This window comes from Xanthomonas cannabis (genome assembly GCF_040616535.1).
Classification (GTDB): domain Bacteria; phylum Pseudomonadota; class Gammaproteobacteria; order Xanthomonadales; family Xanthomonadaceae; genus Xanthomonas; species Xanthomonas cannabis.
Genome location: NZ_CP136580.1, coordinates 4122110 through 4141239, shown reverse-complemented (window position 1 = coordinate 4141239; position 19130 = coordinate 4122110). Strand labels below are relative to the sequence as shown.

Annotated in this window: 19 protein-coding genes; 11 read left to right on the top strand and 8 right to left on the bottom strand. The window is 66.2% G+C overall.

Features of this window, described 5'->3' with window-relative positions:
• Nucleotides 1-203 precede the first annotated feature (203 nt).
• Nucleotides 204-485 carry a hypothetical protein gene (locus RZV17_RS17450; protein WP_047694764.1) on the bottom strand — a complete coding sequence of 94 codons (282 nt, stop codon included), beginning with the start codon at nucleotides 483-485 and terminating at the stop codon, nucleotides 204-206.
• Nucleotides 486-1015: 530 nt separating this feature from the next.
• Here RZV17_RS17450 and RZV17_RS17445 point away from each other — a divergent pair.
• Both RZV17_RS17445 and RZV17_RS17440 read left to right on the top strand, forming a co-directional pair.
• Nucleotides 1016-2296 carry a sigma-54 dependent transcriptional regulator gene (locus RZV17_RS17445; protein ID WP_355605272.1) on the top strand — a complete coding sequence of 427 codons (1281 nt, stop codon included), beginning with the start codon at nucleotides 1016-1018 and terminating at the stop codon, nucleotides 2294-2296.
• Nucleotides 2296-2553: a hypothetical protein gene (locus RZV17_RS17440; RefSeq protein WP_052077036.1), complete on the top strand. Its 258-nt coding sequence runs from the start codon at nucleotides 2296-2298 to the stop codon at nucleotides 2551-2553. Before RZV17_RS17445 ends, RZV17_RS17440 begins: the two co-directional genes overlap by 1 nt.
• On the opposite strand, the gene RZV17_RS17435 is transcribed toward RZV17_RS17440, so the two are convergent.
• Nucleotides 2547-2930, bottom strand: coding sequence for a response regulator (locus tag RZV17_RS17435; RefSeq protein ID WP_047694768.1), 384 nt, complete (start codon nucleotides 2928-2930; stop codon nucleotides 2547-2549). The two genes, RZV17_RS17440 and RZV17_RS17435, sit on opposite strands and share 7 nt — an antisense overlap.
• A 200-nt stretch (nucleotides 2931-3130) precedes the next feature.
• Here RZV17_RS17435 and RZV17_RS17430 point away from each other — a divergent pair, with 200 nt between their 5' ends.
• From RZV17_RS17430 to RZV17_RS17420, 3 genes are all read left to right on the top strand, one after another.
• Nucleotides 3131-6670, top strand: coding sequence for a CheR family methyltransferase (locus tag RZV17_RS17430; RefSeq protein ID WP_355605264.1), 3540 nt, complete (start codon nucleotides 3131-3133; stop codon nucleotides 6668-6670).
• A gap of 239 nt (nucleotides 6671-6909) precedes the next feature.
• Nucleotides 6910-7203 (top strand): hypothetical protein, encoded by a 294-nt coding sequence (locus tag RZV17_RS17425; protein WP_355605261.1) that lies wholly within the window; start codon nucleotides 6910-6912, stop codon nucleotides 7201-7203.
• 35 nt (nucleotides 7204-7238) lie between these two features.
• Nucleotides 7239-7811, top strand: a complete 573-nt coding sequence (locus RZV17_RS17420; RefSeq protein WP_047694771.1) for a hypothetical protein — start codon at nucleotides 7239-7241, stop codon at nucleotides 7809-7811.
• A 168-nt stretch (nucleotides 7812-7979) separates the two neighbouring features.
• On the opposite strand, the gene RZV17_RS17415 is transcribed toward RZV17_RS17420, so the two are convergent.
• The 4 genes from RZV17_RS17415 to RZV17_RS17400 all read right to left on the bottom strand — a co-directional run bounded on the left by RZV17_RS17415 (nucleotide 7980) and on the right by RZV17_RS17400 (nucleotide 10709).
• Complete coding sequence (locus RZV17_RS17415) at nucleotides 7980-8318, bottom strand: hypothetical protein (RefSeq protein WP_166744192.1); 339 nt, start codon at nucleotides 8316-8318, stop codon at nucleotides 7980-7982.
• Nucleotides 8319-8400: 82 nt separating this feature from the next.
• Nucleotides 8401-9300: a manganese catalase family protein gene (locus RZV17_RS17410; RefSeq protein WP_039405823.1), complete on the bottom strand. Its 900-nt coding sequence runs from the start codon at nucleotides 9298-9300 to the stop codon at nucleotides 8401-8403.
• 130 nt (nucleotides 9301-9430) lie between these two features.
• Nucleotides 9431-9937, bottom strand: coding sequence for a ferritin-like domain-containing protein (locus RZV17_RS17405; RefSeq protein WP_039405821.1), 507 nt, complete (start codon nucleotides 9935-9937; stop codon nucleotides 9431-9433).
• 220 nt (nucleotides 9938-10157) lie between these two features.
• Nucleotides 10158-10709 (bottom strand): isochorismatase family cysteine hydrolase, encoded by a 552-nt coding sequence (locus tag RZV17_RS17400; protein ID WP_047694775.1) that lies wholly within the window; start codon nucleotides 10707-10709, stop codon nucleotides 10158-10160.
• Nucleotides 10710-10955: 246 nt separating this feature from the next.
• Here RZV17_RS17400 and RZV17_RS17395 point away from each other — a divergent pair, with 246 nt between their 5' ends.
• Complete coding sequence (locus RZV17_RS17395) at nucleotides 10956-11150, top strand: hypothetical protein (RefSeq protein ID WP_104579729.1); 195 nt, start codon at nucleotides 10956-10958, stop codon at nucleotides 11148-11150.
• Between the two features lie 19 nt (nucleotides 11151-11169).
• On the opposite strand, the gene RZV17_RS17390 is transcribed toward RZV17_RS17395, so the two are convergent.
• On the bottom strand, nucleotides 11170-12378 hold the full coding sequence (locus RZV17_RS17390) for an FAD-dependent oxidoreductase (RefSeq protein WP_355605255.1): 1209 nt from the start codon (nucleotides 12376-12378) through the stop codon (nucleotides 11170-11172).
• A 279-nt stretch (nucleotides 12379-12657) separates the two neighbouring features.
• On the opposite strand from RZV17_RS17390, the gene RZV17_RS17385 reads away from it, so the two are divergent.
• From RZV17_RS17385 to RZV17_RS17370, 4 genes are all read left to right on the top strand, one after another.
• The gene (locus RZV17_RS17385) at nucleotides 12658-13956 is read left to right on the top strand and encodes a sensor histidine kinase (protein ID WP_047694779.1); all 1299 of its coding nucleotides are present in this window, start codon (nucleotides 12658-12660) and stop codon (nucleotides 13954-13956) included.
• Nucleotides 13953-14729, top strand: a complete 777-nt coding sequence (locus RZV17_RS17380; RefSeq protein WP_104579491.1) for a LytTR family DNA-binding domain-containing protein — start codon at nucleotides 13953-13955, stop codon at nucleotides 14727-14729. Before RZV17_RS17385 ends, RZV17_RS17380 begins: the two co-directional genes overlap by 4 nt.
• 45 nt (nucleotides 14730-14774) lie before the next feature.
• Nucleotides 14775-15146 (top strand): hypothetical protein, encoded by a 372-nt coding sequence (locus RZV17_RS17375; protein ID WP_166744195.1) that lies wholly within the window; start codon nucleotides 14775-14777, stop codon nucleotides 15144-15146.
• 175 nt (nucleotides 15147-15321) lie between these two features.
• Nucleotides 15322-16917: an APC family permease gene (locus RZV17_RS17370; RefSeq protein WP_047694783.1), complete on the top strand. Its 1596-nt coding sequence runs from the start codon at nucleotides 15322-15324 to the stop codon at nucleotides 16915-16917.
• Between the two features lie 183 nt (nucleotides 16918-17100).
• On the opposite strand, the gene RZV17_RS17365 is transcribed toward RZV17_RS17370, so the two are convergent.
• Nucleotides 17101-17718 (bottom strand): hypothetical protein, encoded by a 618-nt coding sequence (locus tag RZV17_RS17365; RefSeq protein WP_166752366.1) that lies wholly within the window; start codon nucleotides 17716-17718, stop codon nucleotides 17101-17103.
• 462 nt (nucleotides 17719-18180) lie between these two features.
• On the opposite strand from RZV17_RS17365, the gene RZV17_RS17360 reads away from it, so the two are divergent.
• Nucleotides 18181-19107 (top strand): oxygenase MpaB family protein, encoded by a 927-nt coding sequence (locus RZV17_RS17360; RefSeq protein ID WP_355605249.1) that lies wholly within the window; start codon nucleotides 18181-18183, stop codon nucleotides 19105-19107.
• The last annotated feature ends 23 nt before the right edge of the window (nucleotides 19108-19130 follow it).

The window sequence follows — 19130 nt, the reverse complement described above, 5'->3', positions numbered from 1 at the left end:
ACGGCGTGGTGGTCAGGGCGGGCGCGAGATGACACCGGGGCATGTCGGTGCCGCCTGCATGGGGCGCCGCGCGCGCCGTCGGGCGTCTATCGCCAGCGTGCGCGCATGCGACCGCAAAAAGCGTGACCTGCTGCACCGGACGCAGCTGCAACGCAGGGAATCGCCGGTGACCGCGCAAGGGCCGCACCTCAGCGCAGGCGACCTCAGGCGCTGCGCAGATGACGCAGGCAGCGTGGCGCCAGCCAGTCCGCCAGTGCAGCGTTCATCGAACCCGGGGTCAGGCACAGTGCATCGCGGACTGCCTTGATCGCCTCCTGTTCGCTGAGCTGCGGGCGGGCGTTGTAGGCCGCGCACACTGCACGCACGGTGGCATCGGGCACGCCGTCGAACGGGTAATACCCGAGTTGTCCGCGGCGATGTTCGCCACGCCAGTACTCCAGTTGGTCTTGCACATCGGCCGGGCGATGTGCGGAAACTGCCTGCATGGGACACCTCTTGCGACACAATGGCGCCAATGTCTGCGGCAACACAGAACGGGCACGTGAGCGCGCCGTGCACGCGCTCTCCACACGGTGTGCGTAGGCTGTGGGTAACCCAGCGGGCCCGACATCGTCATCGAACGGGCTGTTCCGGCTGCAGCTGCGGCCACTCGCGTCGGCGCCGGCCACATCCCGTCGCCCTGCAACGCACTAGCGAGCTGATCCACTGGCTCGATCACACGACCTGACGCCGACGACGCGCTGCAGCAGTCGCAAACCTTGCACTGTTTGGCGTTTCGGCACTCCCGGTACGGCGACCAGACCCGACCATGACCCTTGGCACTGGCAAATTCCAGCGCAGCCGTGCGTACTTCGGGCACATCATTCCGGCGAGCTCGACTTGGGGGAAGAGCGCCGTACGATCACGATGGTCGTAACCGCAACGTGCAATCTCGTGGTGACGCGCAGGCGCTTTTTCGCGCCGCCGTCACAATTCTCAACTGAACATGTATTAGTCATTGCGGACAGAAGCGCTCATGGACCGTCTTTCCTGCGCCATCATCGACGACGACGTGGAGTTCTGCGATCAGGTGGTGGAGTTAGCCACCGATAGCGGCTTCCGTGCCAAGGGCATCCACACCCTTGGCGAGGCCAGCCGTTGGCTGGACAGCAACTTTCCCGACCTGCTGGTCGTGGACGTTGGCCTGCCCGACGGCAGCGGTTTCGATCTCATCGAACGGCTCGACCCGGACCACACCCCGCAGATCGTGGTGGTCTCGGGCGATTACGCCTACGAAACCCAGGGCCGCGCGCAGCAGTTCGGTGTCAGCGAGTTCCTGACCAAGCCGTTTGCGCCCGAGCGTCTGGAGCGGGTGCTCGGCGGCCTGCGCGAAGCGCAGCAGGGCAACCTCGGCATCGTCGGCAACAGCGACAGCATCGTGATGCTGCGCAAGGACATCGTGCGTGTGGCGCCAACCGATCTGAATGTGCTGGTGACCGGCGAAACCGGCACCGGCAAGGATCTGGTGGCGCATGCCATCCATCGGGTGTCCGGCCGCCGCGGCCGCTTCGTGCCGGTCAACTGCGGCGCGATCCCGGAAGAGCTGCTGGCCAGCCAGTTGTTCGGCCACGAGCGCGGCAGCTTCACCGGCGCCGATCGCCGCCATGCCGGATTTCTGGAGCAGGCGGCCGGCGGCACGCTGTTTCTGGATGAGATCGGCGAGATGCCCAAGCGGCTGCAGGTCTACCTGCTGCGCGCGATCGAGTCGCGCAGCTTCATGCGCGTGGGCGGGAACGAAGAAATCCCGCTGGACGCGCGCGTGGTGGCGGCTACGCATCAGCATGTGCAGCGCGAGCAGGCGGTATTGCGCGAGGACCTGTTCTATCGCCTCAACGAGTATCCGATCCAGGTGCCGCCGCTGCGCGAACGGCGCGGCGATGCGCGCGTGCTGGGGCTGCGGGTGATCGACGAGCTCAACGTCAAGTACGGCAAGCGCAAGCTGCCGACCAAGTCGCTGCTGCGCTATCTGGCGTACCACACCTGGCCCGGCAACGTGCGCGAGCTGCGCTCGTTCATCCACTATCTGTATCTGCGCTCGGACGGCGATCTGCTCAGTGCACCGGATGTGGAGCAGACCGTGCCGCAGGCCGACGAAGACGGGTTGCTGATTCCGGCCGGCTGGACCATGCGCCAAGCCGAGGACGCCATGATCGAGTCGGCGCTGGCACGCACGCGCTTCAACAAGAAGGCGGCCGCACGCGAGCTGGGGATCAGCGTGCGCACCCTGCACAATCGCCTCAGCGACAAGGACGCCTAGTGGTCGACGCTTCGCAGGGACGGCGGCGCGAGCTGCTGCATCAGTTGCGCAACCGGCTCAATGTGATGGGCTTTGCGTTGTATGCCTTGCGCAGCGAGGCCTCCAAACCGCTGGAGACGCTGCGCAACGCACATCAATCGGCCACCGAGTTGCTCAACCAGCTGGGCGAAGAAGAACGCGCGCAGCACCGGGCCGACGGCCTCCAGGCGGAGATGCTGCCGGGCGATCTGTCCCGCAACGATGCCGCCGGTCAGTGATGCTCGGCCGCTTGCGCCTGGTCGCTCAATAGCGTGGTGATGGTGCGCGGGTTGTAGGGCTTCATGCAGTACGACAGATGCGCAAAGCGCGGCGGCAAGGTGTAGCGGTCGTAGCCGGAGCAGAACGAGAACGGCACGCCACGCTCGAGCAAGGCGTCTGCCACCGGAAATACCGCCTGCCCCCGCACGTTGACGTCCAGCAGCGCGCCATCGATGGCCTGGCCCGAAGCGACCAGCGACAGCGCTTCGGGGACGTTGCCCACTGGCCCCACCACGCGGACACCGGCTTCCACCAGCAGGTCGTTGAGCGATTCGGCCAACAGGTAATCGTCTTCCACCACGAGGATGCGACGGCCGTTGAGCGGATTGTCGAGCATGTGACCTCCTGAGCGACGCGCAATCAGCCGATGCGCAGCACATGGTGCGCGTAGCGGCGGTTAACGCAGTGCGTAAGCAGGCGCTTCCAAGACCGGTCTGTGCAACGCAGTCGGCACACCTGAGGTTTGCTGCAAGTGCCGCGTGTGCGCGATCATCCCGGCTTGCGCTTGATCACCGGCGCCGACGATACGACGCGGACATGATCGAAGACGACGCTTTTCCCGACGACACCGTGCCCGAGTCCTCCAGGCACGCACCAGTGTTCATTCTCGGCGTGGGTGCGGCCGGCCTGGATGCCGCGCGGCTTGCCGAGCTGCTGGACGCGGTTGCAGGCGCGGCCAACCTCACGGTCATGCTGCTGCTGCGCGATCGGAAACTGCTCGACCAGGTCCGCCTGCGCGAACTGCTTGGCGCGCAGGCCAGTCTGTTGCTGGTGCCCGAAGATGGCGACCGCCTGCAGCCGGGGCGTTTCTACCTGCCGCCCGATCGCACCGTGGTCACCCTGGAAGAGGGCTGCCTGCGGTTGCGGCCGCTCAATGGCGAAGGCGAGCACGGCCTGATCGACAGCTTCTTCGTGTCGATGGCGCACGATCAGGATGGCAACGTGATCGGTCTGATCATGGGCAATACCGAAGGCGACGGCACCCTGGGCACTGCAGCGATCAAAGAGTGCGGTGGGCTGGCGCTGGCGGTGGACGACCCCTCCCTGCACGAACTGGATCTGCGCAGCGCCAGCAACCCGGCCGCAATCACCGACGACATCCTGCCGTTGCCACGGGTGGCTGCGCGTATCGCCGCGCACATGCAGCGTCACCACAGTTTCGGGCACGCGCTGCCGGTCGGCGTGCGCGACGGCAGCGAGAACGATCAGTTGAGCCAGGTTGCCAGCATCCTGCGCAACACCACCGGGCACGACTTCCACGGCTACAAGCGCGCGACTTTCCTGCGGCGGGTGCAGCGCCGCATGCAGGTGGTGCAGGTCGAGGCACTCGAGCATTACCTGGATGTGCTGCGTAACCGTTTCGACGAACCGCTGCTGCTGTTCAACGATCTGTTGATCGGGGTGACCCAGTTCTTCCGCGATCGTCGCGAGTTCGAGTTTCTCGAAGAGCAGGTGATTCCGCGCCTGTTCCAGGGCAAGCACCTGGGCGATCATCTGCGCGTATGGGTGCTGGGATGCTCCACCGGCGAGGAGGCCTATTCGCTGGCGATGCTGCTGCGCGAACATGCCGAAACGCTGGACGCACCACCGCGCATCCAGATCTTCGCCAGCGACATCGACGGGCGGGCACTGGCCACCGCGCGGGTAGGGCGCTACTCGTCGAGCATCGTCGGCGAAGTGGCACCGGAGCGCCTGCGGCGCTGGTTCGTCAAGGAAGGCGATACCTACGTGGTGCGCAAGGAGCTGCGCGAGCTGTGCGTGTTTTCCCAGCACAGCATCGTCAAGGACCCGCCCTTTTCGCGGCTGGATCTGGTGTCCTGCCGCAACCTGCTGATCTATCTGGATGCAGAGCTGCAGAACCGGGTGATCCCGATCTTTCATTTTGCGCTCAAGCCAGGCGGCTACCTGTTCCTGGGCAACGCGGAAAACGTCTCGCGGCACGCCAAGCTGTTCGCACCGGTGGAGCGCAGCTTTCGGGTGTTCCAGAAGATCGATGCCGACAACCGTGTGCATGCCACGTTCCCGACGTTGCCGCACGCGCCCGCCAGCCGGGTACTGGCACCGCCGCAGCCTCAGCGCAGCTCCAGCAATGCGCTGGTGCGTGCCGGCGAGCGGATCGCCGACCGTTACGCGCCGGCGTATGCAGTGCTCGACGAGCATTTCGACGTGCTGCATTTCTCTTCGCAGGCCGGGCGCTTCATCCGTCCCGGCGGCGGCGCGCCCAGCCTCAACCTGGTCAACCTCATCCATCGCGACCTGCGACTGGACCTGCGCAGTGCCTTGACCCGCGCCGAAGCGGAAAAGGCACCGGTGCAGATCAGGGGCATCCAGATACACGAAGATGCCTCGGCATGGGCGGTGGACCTGTTCGTGGAGCCCACCTCCGATTCGGAAGTTCCGCGCGGCTACGTGGTGCTGTTTCAGGAGGTGGAAGCGCGCGAGTTGCTGGAACTGACCGGCCCGCGCGACGCGGCTGCCGACAGCGGTCACGTGCAGGTGCTCGAGAACGAGCTGCGCATCACCCGTGAACGGCTGCAGTCGATGATCGAGGAGCTGGAGAGCACCAACGAAGAGCTCAAGTCCTCCAACGAAGAATATCAATCGCTCAACGAAGAACTGCAGAGCGCCAACGAGGAACTGGAAACCTCCAAGGAAGAGCTGCAGTCGGTGAACGAGGAAGTCACCACCGTCAATGGCGAGCTGGCGCACCGCGTGCAGGAGCTGGCGCATGCCAACAGCGACCTGAAGAACCTGCTGGAAAGCACCCAGATCGCCACGGTGTTCCTGGACAACGACCTGCGCGTGACCAACTTCACCCCGGCGGTGACCGACATCCTGCCGCTGGTGGAAAGCGATATCCACCGGCCGATCAGCCATATCAAGCTGCATGTGGCCTACGACGAATTGCAGGACGACGTGCGACGGGTGATCCGCACCCTGGCCGTGCTCGACCGCGAGGTCGAGAACCCGTCCACGCGCGCGCGCTACATGGTGCGCGTGCTGCCGTACCGCACCGTGGACAACTTCATCGGCGGCGCGGTGCTGACCTTCATGGACGTCACCCCGCTGACGCGCGCCGAGCGCGCGCTGCGCGGCAGCGAGCAGCGCCTGCGGACCCTGATGGAAGGCATCCCGCAACTGGTCTGGCGCTCGCTCGATGGAGGCCACTGGACATGGTCGAGCCCGCAGTGGTCCAGCTATACCGGGCAGAGCGATGCCGAAAGCCTGGAGCTGGGCTGGTTGCAGGCGGTGCACCCGGATGAGCGCGAGCTCACCATGAACGCGTGGCACGCCAGTGCACGGACCGGCGGGCTGGATGTGGAGCACCGCCTGTTCAATGCGGCCGAGCGTGGCTATCGCTGGTTTCATACGCGCAGTGCAGCGGTGCGTGACGAGCGCGGCCAGATCCTGGAGTGGCTGGGCACCTCCACCGAATCGGACAACCTGCGCCGGCTGCAGGAACAACAGCGCGTGCTGGTGACCGAGCTGCAGCATCGCACCCGCAACCTGATCACCGTGGTGCAATCGGTGGCCAAGCAGACCATGCAGAGCAGCCACGACATGCAGGACTTCGCTGCCAAGTTCGAGGACCGGCTATCGGCGTTGTCGCGCGTGCAGGGGCTGTTGTCGCAATCGGACAACGAGCCAACCACCATCGGCGCCTTGCTGCGCATGGAGCTGGATGCGCTGGGTGCCGCACCGGATCAGCATCGCATCATCGTCGATGGCCCGGATGTGGCCTTGCGCAAATCCACCGTGCAGACGCTTGCGTTGGCGTTGCACGAGCTGGCGACCAACGCGCTCAAGTACGGGGCGCTGGCAGTGGACACCGGCACCTTGATTATCCGCTGGGACGTGGTCACGACCGACGACATCCCGGCGCGCCTGGTGTTGCGGTGGATCGAGGAAGGTGCCAACCAGCAGCTGCACGACGACCGCGACGAGGCCGGCGGGTTCGGACGCCGCCTGATCGAAAAAGCGCTGCCCTACAGCCACGGCGCGCAGACCCGCTACGAGCTCAGCGACACCCGGCTGGAGTGCGAGATCCAGCTGCCGCTCAATCCCGTGAATGGGTAAGCCGGCGAGCATTCGCTGCGTGTGGATGGGTGAGGGTGCCGCAACGCAGGTTGTCTGAGCGACCTGCAGGATGCAGTGCGCGTTAGGGCAACGGCTGCCTGCCTTGTTGTGTGTCGTTGCATGCGAACGCACAAGCGCGCGTGCATGCCGCAACCTGGCCATCGTGTTGCTCAGCCGAGGTCAGCGAGCGCTGCGGGCAAGGTGCGCACAGCGTTGGTGCTGCGTCATTGCTGCACGTGATGAGCAAGGCGCTGCCGTCGCGTTCGGCGCTGCGGTGGAGCAGCATGCAGCGTACGGTTGTGCCGATGTCCACGGCAGATCCTGCAGCTGCCGTCCGCCAGAGCAGCCTCTGCTGCGCGAATCTGGCGCACCTGCTCGCGGCAGGTGCGCTCGATGCGGAAAATCCTGCGCTGCGGTGCATATCTTGCGACCCATTCGCGCGTCGCGATGACAGCGTGCTGGGTGAAGCAAGCGCAAACGCCTGCACCGTCAAGGTCTGCGTAAGTCAAAAACTTGGCGCGCATTGTGCGTAAGCACTGATGTCATCTAGATGCACAGTGGAGTAGTCATGATTACCCGCATTTTTCAGTTGTCCGCCCGTGTGGCGAGCAACGCGTGGGTCGAGGTCGGTGTGGGGGCCGATGCCGACATCCTGGTCGCAGATCGTGGTGGCAAACGCGAGGAGCGCGCCACCTTTGGACGGCGTCCGCCCGGCCAACAACGCTCGATCCATATGCAGGAGCCGGCCTGGCTGGGCGGTGTGGACCTGGCCATCTGGGAAACCCAGCGCTGCGCCATTCCGTTGTGCGGATTTGTCTGCACGGCGTCCGCCGATGGCACCACCGCAGCGACCTGGCTGAGCCCGGATGGCGGCGCGCTGTATGCGGCAGGCTTGCGCAACGTGATGGACATCGGCGGTCGTCTGCAGATGGGATTTTCGTTGTTGGTGGCCTCGTCGGCGAGCATGCCCACGCATCGTCCGCTCTGCATCGCTGGCGACGTGCGGTCATGGTTGCAGATGGGCGGCACCGAGGCCATGCGGCATCTGGCGCCGTGGCGGCTGGAGCGTTGCACGGCGGCGGCGGGCGTGCGGCCGGAATGGGCGAACGAGACACATCCCCCAGCGGAGGCACGCGCGTGATCATGCCAGTACGCAGCAATGACAAGGGGCCCGTCGGGCCCCTTCTTTATTGCGGTAACGTCTTGCGGTGACGTCTGCCACAGCGAGCGGTCATCACCAACAGCGATCCGCTCGGTCCTTCAGGCGATGACGTCGTGCAATCGGTCCGTGCGCCCGCGCATCGCCAAGCTATGTCTGCGACGCGTCGTCGTCGGTTTGCTCACGGGCCTGCTGCTGTGCGTCGATGTGCTGCTGCTTGCCATAGGTGCCGCTCTGGCCAAAGTTGGGCTGCGTGCTGCCATCGCGCTCGGCGTGCCCGTCGGGCTCGCCTTCGCCCAGACTGCCGCCACGGCCATGGCCACGCTGCGTAAGTTCTTCCGGCTTGCCGTCACGCGGCGGCGGCATGTCGCCTGTCTGCGACGCGGAGGGATCGGCGCGGCCGCGGCCATCTTCGGATGCGTCGGTGCCGCTACCGCGGTAAGCCGATTGACGCGCGTCGTGCGTATCGAGTGTGGTCTTGTCGTTCATGCCAACTCCTGAAGAAGTGCCAATAAAAAGCCCGGGTCGCTGACGGCCCGGGCCGGGATGGGCACGGTGGCGCCCATCGGGTCTAGCGCTGAATGTCGCCGGTGGTGGAGCCGGCGCCCGGGCCTGCCCCCAGGTCTGCACCGGTCACCCGATCCAGTTCCGGGTTCGACAGCAGACGCTGCGACATCGCATCCAGCGCAGCGGTCTGAGTCTTGTCCAGTGCCACCGTCGCCGAGCCATCGCCACCGTCCACTGCTGCCTGCTGTTCGCGGTCGGCCACCACTTCCCACTGCTCGCCCGCATTCCACGGGCCAACCATGTCGCCTTCGCCTTGCGAAGTGTTGTAGTACTTGTCGGTGAAGCGCGGGTCGCCCGGCAACTTGCCCGGCGGGAAGTTGGGTTCGATCGAATACAACGCCTTCTCGAACGACTTCTGGTGTGCCACTTCGCGCGTCATCAGGAAGCGCAACGCATCCACGATGCCCGGGTCGTCGGTGACGTTGATCAGGCGCTCGTAGACCAGCTTGGCGCGTGCTTCGGCGGCGATGTTGGAGCGCATGTCGGCGGTGGGACAACCGATGCTGTCCACATACGCCGCCGTCCACGGCACACCGCTGGAATTGACCAGCGCCGGGCCGCCACCATACAGAATCTGCTGGGTGTGGCTGGTGCTGTTCTGGGTCATGGAACGCATCTCCATGGCCTCTTCCATGCCTTCGGACAACACCGCCTTCGGCCCCTTGTTGAGCATGGCGATGATCGAGCCAATGATTTCAAGATGGCTGATTTCTTCGGTGGCGATATCGAACAACAGGTCCTTCCGGCCCGGATCGTCTTCACCCAGCGCCTGGGTGAAATAGCGCATCGCTGCGGCGAGTTCGCCTTGCGGTCCGCCGAACTGTTCGAGCATCAGCGTGGCCAGATCCGGATTGGGCTGGGCAACGCGGACGGTGTACATCAACCGCTTGTTGTGCATAAACATAGAGATGCTCCATGGCTGGCGCCCGGCAACTACAACCACTCAGGGAGCGGGCAGAAACGTGGGGCTTGGCTTTCGGGATGACCGCACGGGGCGGCAAACGCAGGGCGGCAGGGCCGCCCTGCGCGATGACTCAGGCCGCTTTGCTGGCCTTGGATGCCTTCTGATTGCCGCCCTGTTCTGCAAGCAGGGTCAGCTTCTCGTCGGTGGCTTTTTCTTCTTCCAGCGTGGCCAGCAACAGCGGCAGCGCATCGGCATAGCCCAGCTGCTTGGCCATCGCGGCAATGGTGCCGTACGAGGCGATCTCGTAATGCTCCACCTTCTGCGCGCCGCCGATCAATGCGGCATCGCGCACCGGGCCGGCTTCGATTTCGTCGATGACTTCGCGGCTCTCTTCCACCAGGCCTTCCATTGCGGCGCACTTGATGCGCTTGAGCTTGATACCCAGCACCTCGACCACCTGGTCGATGCGTTCGATCTGGCCCTGGGTTTCTTCCAGATGGGTTTCAAAGGCCTCTTTCAGCTTCGGCTCGGTGGCAGCACGTGCAAGCCGCGGCAGCGACTTGGTCAGCTGCTTCTCGGCGCTGTAGATATCGGACAGTTCGTGGATGAAAAGCTCTTCGACAGTCTTGATCGCCATGGATGGCTCCTTTCGGTTGGTCAGAGGTTGAAACGCGGCACTTCACCGCTTGGCGGTGACGCCTGACTTGTTGTGCGCGTTCGAGAAGCGCGAGCACGATGACTACCGTCAACTCGAAGCGTTGCTGCGTGATCGCTAAGCTAGTCCTGCGAGTGTTAGCGCGATTGGTGGAAACGGTGATCCCGATGCGATGCCGGCCTGGGCCGTGACGCGATGCGCGTTACCCAAGGGTGATCGAGCCGGAGCGTGCGAGGCTGGCGTGGAAGCCCTCCTGCAGCACGGTGCGTGCGCAGCTCTCGCGCGTATCGGTCTCGGCCGTCGTGCAATCGCGTGGCACCGCGATGGACAGGCCGCGCGCAACGGCGTCGACGGCGGTGGCCAGCACGCACACGTCCAGTGCCACGCCGGTGATCACCACCTGGTCGACCTGCAGGTCTTTCAACAGGGGCGCCAGCGGCGTATGCCCGAACGCCGAATGCGTGGGTTTAAGCATCCGGTAGTCCTGCGGTTGCGGCGCCAGCAGCCGTGCGATGTCGCAACCGCGCGCGTCGGGCTGCGCAGCAAGGGCGATGATGCTCGGCAGGTCGGCGTGCCAGTCTGAAACGTTGTCGTTGATGTAGATCACCGGCCGCTGTGCTTGGCGGAAGCGCGCAGCCAGTGCGTGGATGCTGTGGGCCGCACCTTGTGCACGGTGTGCGAGCTGCTCGCCGCCGTCGAAGTCGAAGCGGTTGAACATGTCGATGATCAGCAAGGCCGGGCGTGACAGGCTCATGCGGCACCTCCGGCGCAACGCGGTGCGCTGGCGTTGTGTCGTGCGGACGTGGCTGCGTGCGTCGGCAGGGCCATGCCTGTGTGCAGCGTGAGATCGAACACCATTGCGCGTGCACCTCATCGTTGGGGATGTGGGCAGGCTATGCGCGCGGCGTACATCGGCAATGAACGTCTTGTCGAGGATATGTCTGCGCATGCCGCGCGCAGATGCGCTACAACCGTATTTCCTTATGCCCGGGAGATGCGCATGACGCCACTGGATAAACCGCTACGCCGCGAGCTGCAGATCGGCGAGCAGGCCTATACGCTGATCATCGATCCGAACGGCCTGAAGCTGGTGGAGAAAGGCAAGCGCAAGGGCGTGACCTTGCGCTGGGACGCGCTGGTCAGTGGCGATGCGGCGCTGGCCACCGCGTTGCAGGCATCGCTGGGCGAAGCCTAAGCCCGCCGCGCAATGCAGCTCAGCCCGATGCGAAAAGGCGCGCCAATTCGCGTACCGCCGCTTCGGAGGCGGCCCGGTCCGGTGCGGCATCGGCATTGTTGAAGTCGTTGGCACCTTGCGACTGCACCAGCAGCCCGTCGCGCCGCGGCACCACGTTGAGATTGTGGCCGCGCCAGACCAGCCCGTAGGTCACTTCCGGTTGCGGGATCAGGCGCGCGGTCTGCCCGCGCACCGGGATCACGCTCTCGTCGCCCAGCAGGGCGCGTGCGCCATAGCCGGTAGCGTTGATGAGGATCTTTTCGCGCAGCTCGCCGAACTGGCGCGGACTGTCGAAGTTGCGCGTGACCAGCTCGCCGCCGGCCTGCAGGAAGTCCTGCAGCAACAGGCGTGCATAGGCGCTAATGTTGAAGGTCAGTTGGCTGTAGCGGCGCACGAACGGCACCGGAAACGGATGGCTACCGGCAGCGACCGGTTGCGAGCGCGGGCCCAGATCGTGCAATAGCGTGCGTTCCAGCGCGGGATAGTCCGGCTCGTGCGCCTCGGCCGAGGCGATCGGTTGGTCGAACGGCACATCCGACAAGGCGTAGCCATCGCGCCATTCGATCGGCTCGCCCGGCAGGCCCAGCAAGGTCTGGTATCGGCGAAAGGACATCCGCGCCATCTCCTGCCAGCGTGTCTTGAAGTCCGTCGTGGCGTACTCACTGGTGCACACACGCGAATCCGGCGACCACACGCCGGTGGCATAGAACGAGCGCACGTCCGGCAGGCGCTCGCGGGCATAGATGCGCACGCGCAGCCCTGCGCGTTGCGCCACCAACGCCGTGGTCAGCCCGATCGCGCCACACCCAATCACCGCCAGCTCGCGCACATCCGCATCGGCGGCACGCACCAACCGCACTGCGTGCTCGGCAGCACCCCACGACAGCGACCAGCCGCTGCCACCATGGCCGTAGTTGTGCACCACCGTCTTGCGCCCGATGCGCTCGGCCTCGATGCGCGGGCCCTGCGCCCGGAACGGGCGCGTGCAGCCGTCGATGGCGATGATGCGATCGACCGAGGCGCGGATCGGTACCAGTGCAGGTGCGGTGGCGAAGGGCAGCGGTGCGCCGATCGGCAGCGCAGCAGAGGGCAGTGCATCGGCCGCCGGCGTGCGGCTCGCGGCCAAGCCACCGGTCGATGCAGCCGCAAGCGCCACGCCGGCGCTGCGCAGGAAGTGACGGCGGTCCATGCGACTCCTTACGATCTGATCGGGTGTGGGCGGCACGCTGCAGCGTGCGGCAACGCCGCTCCGCCCGGCATGATACGCGCGCTGGCGCGGCCGCACCGGATGACCCACACAGTGGCGCCGGCTGCGCACACCGGGCCTGCCGTGCGGGTACGCCGCCGGGGTTCGTCGCCCGATCGCGGCACTTGAGGCGGCGCTGGTGGCCATTCGTCGCCTCGGGCGTTGGCGACGGCACGTGCCGGCTATGCTCGCTCCCGTCCCAGCCCTGCGAGTTGCCCGTCCGTGTCTGCCAGCGTCTTCCTGATCGTGCGCATCGTGTTTGCCTGGGCTGCCGCCTTGGTGGTGGCCGCCATCATGTGGGCGCAGCTGTTCGGTTCCACCGGGGCGTTCTTCGGCCTGATCTGCACCGTGCTGCTGACGCTGGCGTTGATGAGTTCGATCACGCATGTGCGACGCGTGCGGCTGATCGCCGGCCGGCTGGATCACGACACCTTGTCCACCCGCCAGCGGCGCCAGATCGAAGTGCCGCTGGATGTGCGGGCCAGCTTTGCGGTGGTGGAAGAGGCGGTGCGCGCCCTGCCGCGCGTGCAGGACATCGAATGCGCGCCGGGCAGCCTGCTGATCCGCGCCAAGATCCGGCGCATCGACCCGTACGAAGGGCGCCAGCCGTCGCGCTGGAATCTGTTCGCGCGCTTTGCCATCACCCACAACACGGTGCTGGTGACGATTGCGCCAGGGCAGGGCACCAGCAGCGTCACCGTGCTGTGCGAGCCCGACGCCGGTGCCTGGGTGGACCTGTTTGCGGTGGACGAGGGCAGCAATTTCGAAAACGCCGAGGCGATCAATCGCGCGGTGGTGCGCCGGGTCGGCGAGCAACGTCGCGACGAACAGGCTGCGGCCGAGCAGTCGGTGATGGAGAAGGAACTGGCGGTGGCGCGCCTGAACCTGCTGCACGCCCAGGTCGAACCGCACTTTCTGTACAACACCCTAGCCAGCGCGCAGGTGCTGGCACGTACCGACCCGCCACGCGCCGACATCATGCTCGGGCACCTGATCCAGTACCTGCGCAGCTCGCTGCCCAGCGCCGACGGCGCCATCTCCACCTTGGGCGAAGAACTCGAGCGCACCCAGGCCTACCTGGAGATCCTGCGCATCCGCATGGGCACGCGGCTGGCCCTGCAGGTGGAAGTGCCGTACGAGCTACGCGGCCTGCAGTTGCCGTCGATGATGCTGCAGACGCTGGTGGAAAACGCCATCAAGCACGGCTTGGAGCCCAAGCCCGGCGGTGGCACGGTGTGGATCCTGGCGCGTCGCCTGGACGACCACGCCACGCTGACCGTGGCCGACGACGGCCAGGGCTTCAACACGCACAGCCAGGGCACCGGCATCGGCCTGAAGAACCTGCGCGAGCGCCTGCAGCTGATCTATGCCGGCAAGGCGAGCTTTGCCATCGTGTCCAATTTTCCCAGTGGCGTGGCGGCCACCCTCACCCTGCCGCTGCCGGCGCAGCTGGTTGCGACGCGGTCGCCGCCGCCGTTGCCCGGCACCGCAGCCGCACCCGCCCCGCAGGTGCAGGCATGAGCGCGCTGCGTGCGGTGATCGCCGAGGACGAGGCGCTGCTGCGGCAGTCGCTGCTGACGTTGCTGGGCGAGGTGTGCCCGCAGCTGCAGGTGGTGGGCGAATGCGAGGACGGTGCCGGCGCGCTGGAGACCATCGCCACCGAGCAACCGGATGTGGTGTTTCTGGATATCCGCATGCCCGGCCTCACCGGCATCGAGGTGGCGCGTGGCATGCGCGAGGTCAGCCCGCGCACGCAGGTGGTGTTCGTCACCGCCTACGACCAGTACGCCATCGATGCGTTCGAACACGGCGCGGTGGACTACCTGCTCAAACCGATCAGCCGCGAGCGGCTGCAGGCCACCTGGCAACGCGTGCAGCAACGTGCCGCCGCCGGCCAGCCGGACAGCAGCCTGCTGGAGGCGTTGTTGCAACGCCTGTCCGCGCGTCCCGCCGCGCCCGCGGCCGCGCCGCCGCTGGCCTGGCTCACCGCCAGCAGCGGCCGCGAGACGCGTCTGATCGCGCTGGACGAGGTGGCGTATTTCCAGGCCGATCACAAATACACCACGGTGATGACCGCCGCCGGCGAAGCGCTCCTGCGCACGCCATTGCGCGAGTTGCTCGACGTGCTGGACCCGCAGGTGTTCAAGCAGATCCACCGCTCGACCATCGTCAACATGAAGGCGGTGGCCTCGGTGATCCGCGAGGACACCGGCAAGGGTCGCCTGGCGCTGCGCGGGCGCAGCGAGACGCTCACCGTCAGCCAGCCGTTCATGAGCCTGTTCCGCGGCATGTAATCCCGCCCATCCCCCATTCCGCATCGATACGAAAGGACTGCCTCCATGCGCCTGATTGCCTCCCTGGTGTATTGCCTGCTCGCCCTGGCCGGTTGCCACGAACGCAACGGCACCACCTCGATCACCCGCGCCATCAGCGATGGCCGCGAGGTGATCTTCAGCAAGACCCTGGTCACCGCCACCGAAACCAACGTGCATTGCCTGGCCAGCAGCAGTGGCCGCTGCCACTACCTGATCTACGAGGAGCACTGCCCGCCGGCCACGGTTACTGGCAACGTGCCGGCGCCGGCCTGCGTGCGCCGGACCCTGGACAGCTTTGCGCTGACACCGGGCCAGGTCCGCGCAGTGCATGGCATCCCGGCAGCGGCACACACCTGCGTGGATTCGAGCGTGCCCGGCGCCGATTGCCACGGCTGAGCCGCAGCGCGCAGCCTGCCTCTGGTACCCCCGTGAGGCCGATGCCGCGTTCTGGCACAGGCTGCCGCATGGCCGTTTCGAGACAAGCCTGAATACGCACTGACGATCAGCGGCGGCTTCTGCGATCATTGCCGGCTTGTTGCCGGTTCACGGCGCCCTCACTGCCAGGCTACTCATGTCCGAACACTCGTTGCGCCGCGACGTCGGCCCCTTTGCGCTCATGCTCACCGGGCTGGGCTCGATCATTGGTTCCGGCTGGCTGTTCGGCGCCTGGCGCGCGGCCGGCCTGGCCGGCCCGGGTGCGATCTGGGCCTGGATCCTGGGCGCGGCCATCATCACCACCATCGCGCTGTCGTATGCCGAGCTGGGCGCCATGTTCCCCGAATCCGGCGGCATGGTGCGCTATAGCCATTACTCGCATGGCTCGCTGGTGGGCTTCATCGCCGGCTGGGCCAACTGGATCGCCATCGTGTCGGTGATCCCGGTGGAAGCCGAGGCTTCGGTGCAGTACATGGCCTCCTGGCCCTGGGCGTGGGCGCAAGGGCTCTACGTGCAGGCGCCTGGCGGGGCCGGTGAATTGTCGGTGCCGGGCCTGCTGATCTCGGCGGTGCTGGTGCTGGTGTACTTCTTCCTGAATTTCTGGAGCGTCAAGCTGTTTGCGCGCTCCAACACGCTGATCACCGTGTTCAAGCTGGTGGTGCCCGCAGCGACCGGCGTGGCGCTGATCGCCAGCGGCTTCCACAGCGAGAACTTCAGCGTGGGCATCCACGGCGATGCGCACGTGATCGATCTGGCCGCGGTACTGACCGCGGTGGCCACCGCAGGCATCGTCTTCAGCTTCAACGGCTTCCAGAGCCCGGTGAACCTGGCCGGCGAAGCGCGCAATCCCGGGCGCAGCATTCCGTTCGCGGTGCTCGGTTCGATCGCGCTGGCCACGGTGGTGTACGTGATCCTGCAGGTGGCCTACATCGGCGCGGTGCCGCCGGACCTGCTGGCCAAGGCCGGCTGGCACGGCATCGATTTCCGCTCGCCGTTCGCCGAGCTGGCCATCATCGTCAACCTGCATTGGCTGGCGATGCTGCTGTACATCGATGCCTTCGTGAGCCCCAGCGGCACCGGCATCACCTACACCGCCACCACCGCGCGCATGGTCTACGGCATGGAAAAGAACGGCACCATGCCGGCCGTGCTGGGCAAGCTGCACCCGGTGTGGGGCGTGCCGCGCATGGCGATGTTCTTCAACCTGGCGGTGTCGTTCGTGTTCCTGTTCTTCTTCCGCGGTTGGGGCACGCTGGCCGCGGTGATCTCGGTGGCGACCATCATTTCCTACCTCACCGGGCCGATCAGTGCGATGGCGCTGCGCCGCCACGCACCGGAGCTGCACCGCCCGTTGCGCATCGCCGCCTTGCCGGTGCTGGCCGGCGTCGCGTTCGTGATGGCGACCGAGCTGCTGTACTGGGCGCGCTGGCCGCTGACCGGCGAGATCATCCTGCTGATGGTCGTGGCCTTGCCGGTGTACTGCTATTACCAGGCCAAGCAGGGCTGGCCGGACCTGCGCCGCAACCTCAAGGGTGCGGCATGGATGATCTGCTACCTGCCCACCATCGCGCTGGTGTCCTGGGCTGGCAGTACCGACTTCGGTGGCCATGGCTACCTCAGCTACGGCACCGACCTGGCCGTGGTCGCCGCGGTCGGCGCGGTGTTCTACATCTGGGGCGTGCGCAGCGGTTGGCGCACTCCCTCGGTGGAGAAGGCGGTGGCGCAGGCGTGAGTGGTCACAGGTTCGGGTGCGCTGCCAGGAGCCGGCGCCCGTCAACCGGCTGGCAGTGACCCCAGGAATCAACAAGAACGGCCGGTGCAGTGCGCACCGGCCGTTCTTGTTTGCAGCGAAATCATTGCTGCAGGCAGCGCGTTTATCGGTCAGCGCGTCGCTGCATCGCCACGCCGGCCCTGGTCAGGAATTGACCACCAGCCGTGGCGCGCCGTCGAAGCGGTCGAGGTCGCGCAGCAGCTCCGTATAGCGGCGCAGCCGGCCCATTTCGCGCATGTTGACGATGTCCTCGTGGCGCAGCTCGCGCTTGGAGGTCACTTCCTGCTTGTAACGCAGCACTTCCGGGTAGCGGCGGGTCATGTCCAGCGCGTCGGCAACGCACTCCACCGAGTCGGCGTCCGGCGTCACCCGTGCGCGGCTGTTGAAGGCGCGCAACCAGCGCTCGAAACCGGCGCTGTGGTCGAACAGGTCGGCGATGTACCACATGATGAACAGGATCGATGCCCACGAGGTAAAGATGATGACGATGCGGCTGAAGGTGAGGTGGTAGTCGTTCTGCCACAGCTGGTGCGTGATCACACCCAGCAGCACCAGCGAGATCGCCTGCCAGCCGATGATCGAGGCGATCACCCATTGCTTCTTGGCCACCTTGAGCAGATCAAGCTCTTCGTCGAGCTGCGCGTCGGTCTTGTCGCGCCAGTAGGCCACCTGCTCGTCGAAGGAGCGCCGATGGAGTGCATTGTCCTGCAATAGCAGGCCCAAACCCTGGAACAAAGCGATCATGACAAGCTCCTGACGGATGGCTGGTACGAACGGCTTGCTGCAACGGCGGTTGCCGTGCCCTGGAGCGACCGGTGTGCCACTCGCGCGGCGTGCCGATGTCGGACGGCCCTAGTTCTAGCACTTTCGCCGTGCATGGCAATGCCCGAGGCGAACCGGTGGCCGCGAAATCCTGCGCACCTGCGCGCAAAACGCTGAATTCAGGCGAATTTGGCGCGGCGGTGCTACATCGCGCATGTTTCGCTCGCCCGATCTTGTTGCACTGCACACCAGGTGATGCGGCAATGACGCGTTGCGGCGGATGTGGGCAAGCCGCATTGCCGGGTATCGTCGCGACGAAGTGGCCTGTGTTGCGTGGCGCACTCGCCGAGCCTGCTTCGGGCCGTACCGGGCTGCTTCGCGCGCGACTGAACCGGTCGAAGGCCGCGATGCCGTGCCGGGCACACTGACGTGGCGTTGCGACTGCCTGCGTATCATTGCGGCATGTCAGCCGTCCTGCGTACCCTCACCGCCCCCGCCGCCGAACAGATCCGCCGCTGGGTGCTTGGCGCGTTTCCGCGTGGTCAGAGCACCATCGAATACGACCAGCCGCTGGGCGACCCCGGCCTGTTCGGCCCTGACAGCGTGACCTGGCGCGTGCACTCCGAATTTCCCGGCATGCTGTCGGGCGGGTTATGCGCCTTGATGCTGCAGCTGCTGCACCCGCGCGCGCTGGCCGGGGTCTATGACCACTCCAACTTTCGTGCCGACCTGGTCGGGCGGCTGCGCCGCACCACCAACTTCGTTGCCGGCACCACCTACGCGCCGCAGGCCGAAGCCGAGCAATTGATCGCGCGCGTGCGGCGCATCCATTCGCATATCCGCGGCCACACCGCCGATGGCGTGCCGTACGAGGCCAACGATCCGGCGCTGCTGACCTGGGTGCACGTCACCGAGGCCTACGGGTTCCTGCACGGCTGCCGCCGTTATTGCCGCGACGTGCCGACCGCGATTGCCGACCGCTACTACGACGAGGCGCGCCGCGTGGCCGAAGCATTGGGCGCCCGCGACGTACCCGCCAGCGAGGCCGGGGTGGACGCGTATTTTGCGTCGGTGCGTGGCGAACTGCGCATGGACGCGCGCTCGCGCGAGGTGCTCGACATCCTCACCAGCATCCAGTTGCCGGTGCCGGCTGCAGGCCTGTCGCGCGGCGTGTTCCTCGGTGCGGGTACCGCCCTGTTGCCGGGCTGGGCGAGCGACATGCTGGGCCGCACCGCCACGCAGCGCGTCCAGGCGCGGGCATCCGCGCGCGTCCTGCGCGGCCTGGCGCCGCTGTTCCGCACTGCGTTACGCGACGGCCTTTCGGCACGCGCATGCAGGCGCATGCAGCTGCCCCCGGCGATGTTGCTGAAGTGGCCTGACAAGGCCTGATATTGCATGTCAGGGTTGGCTGA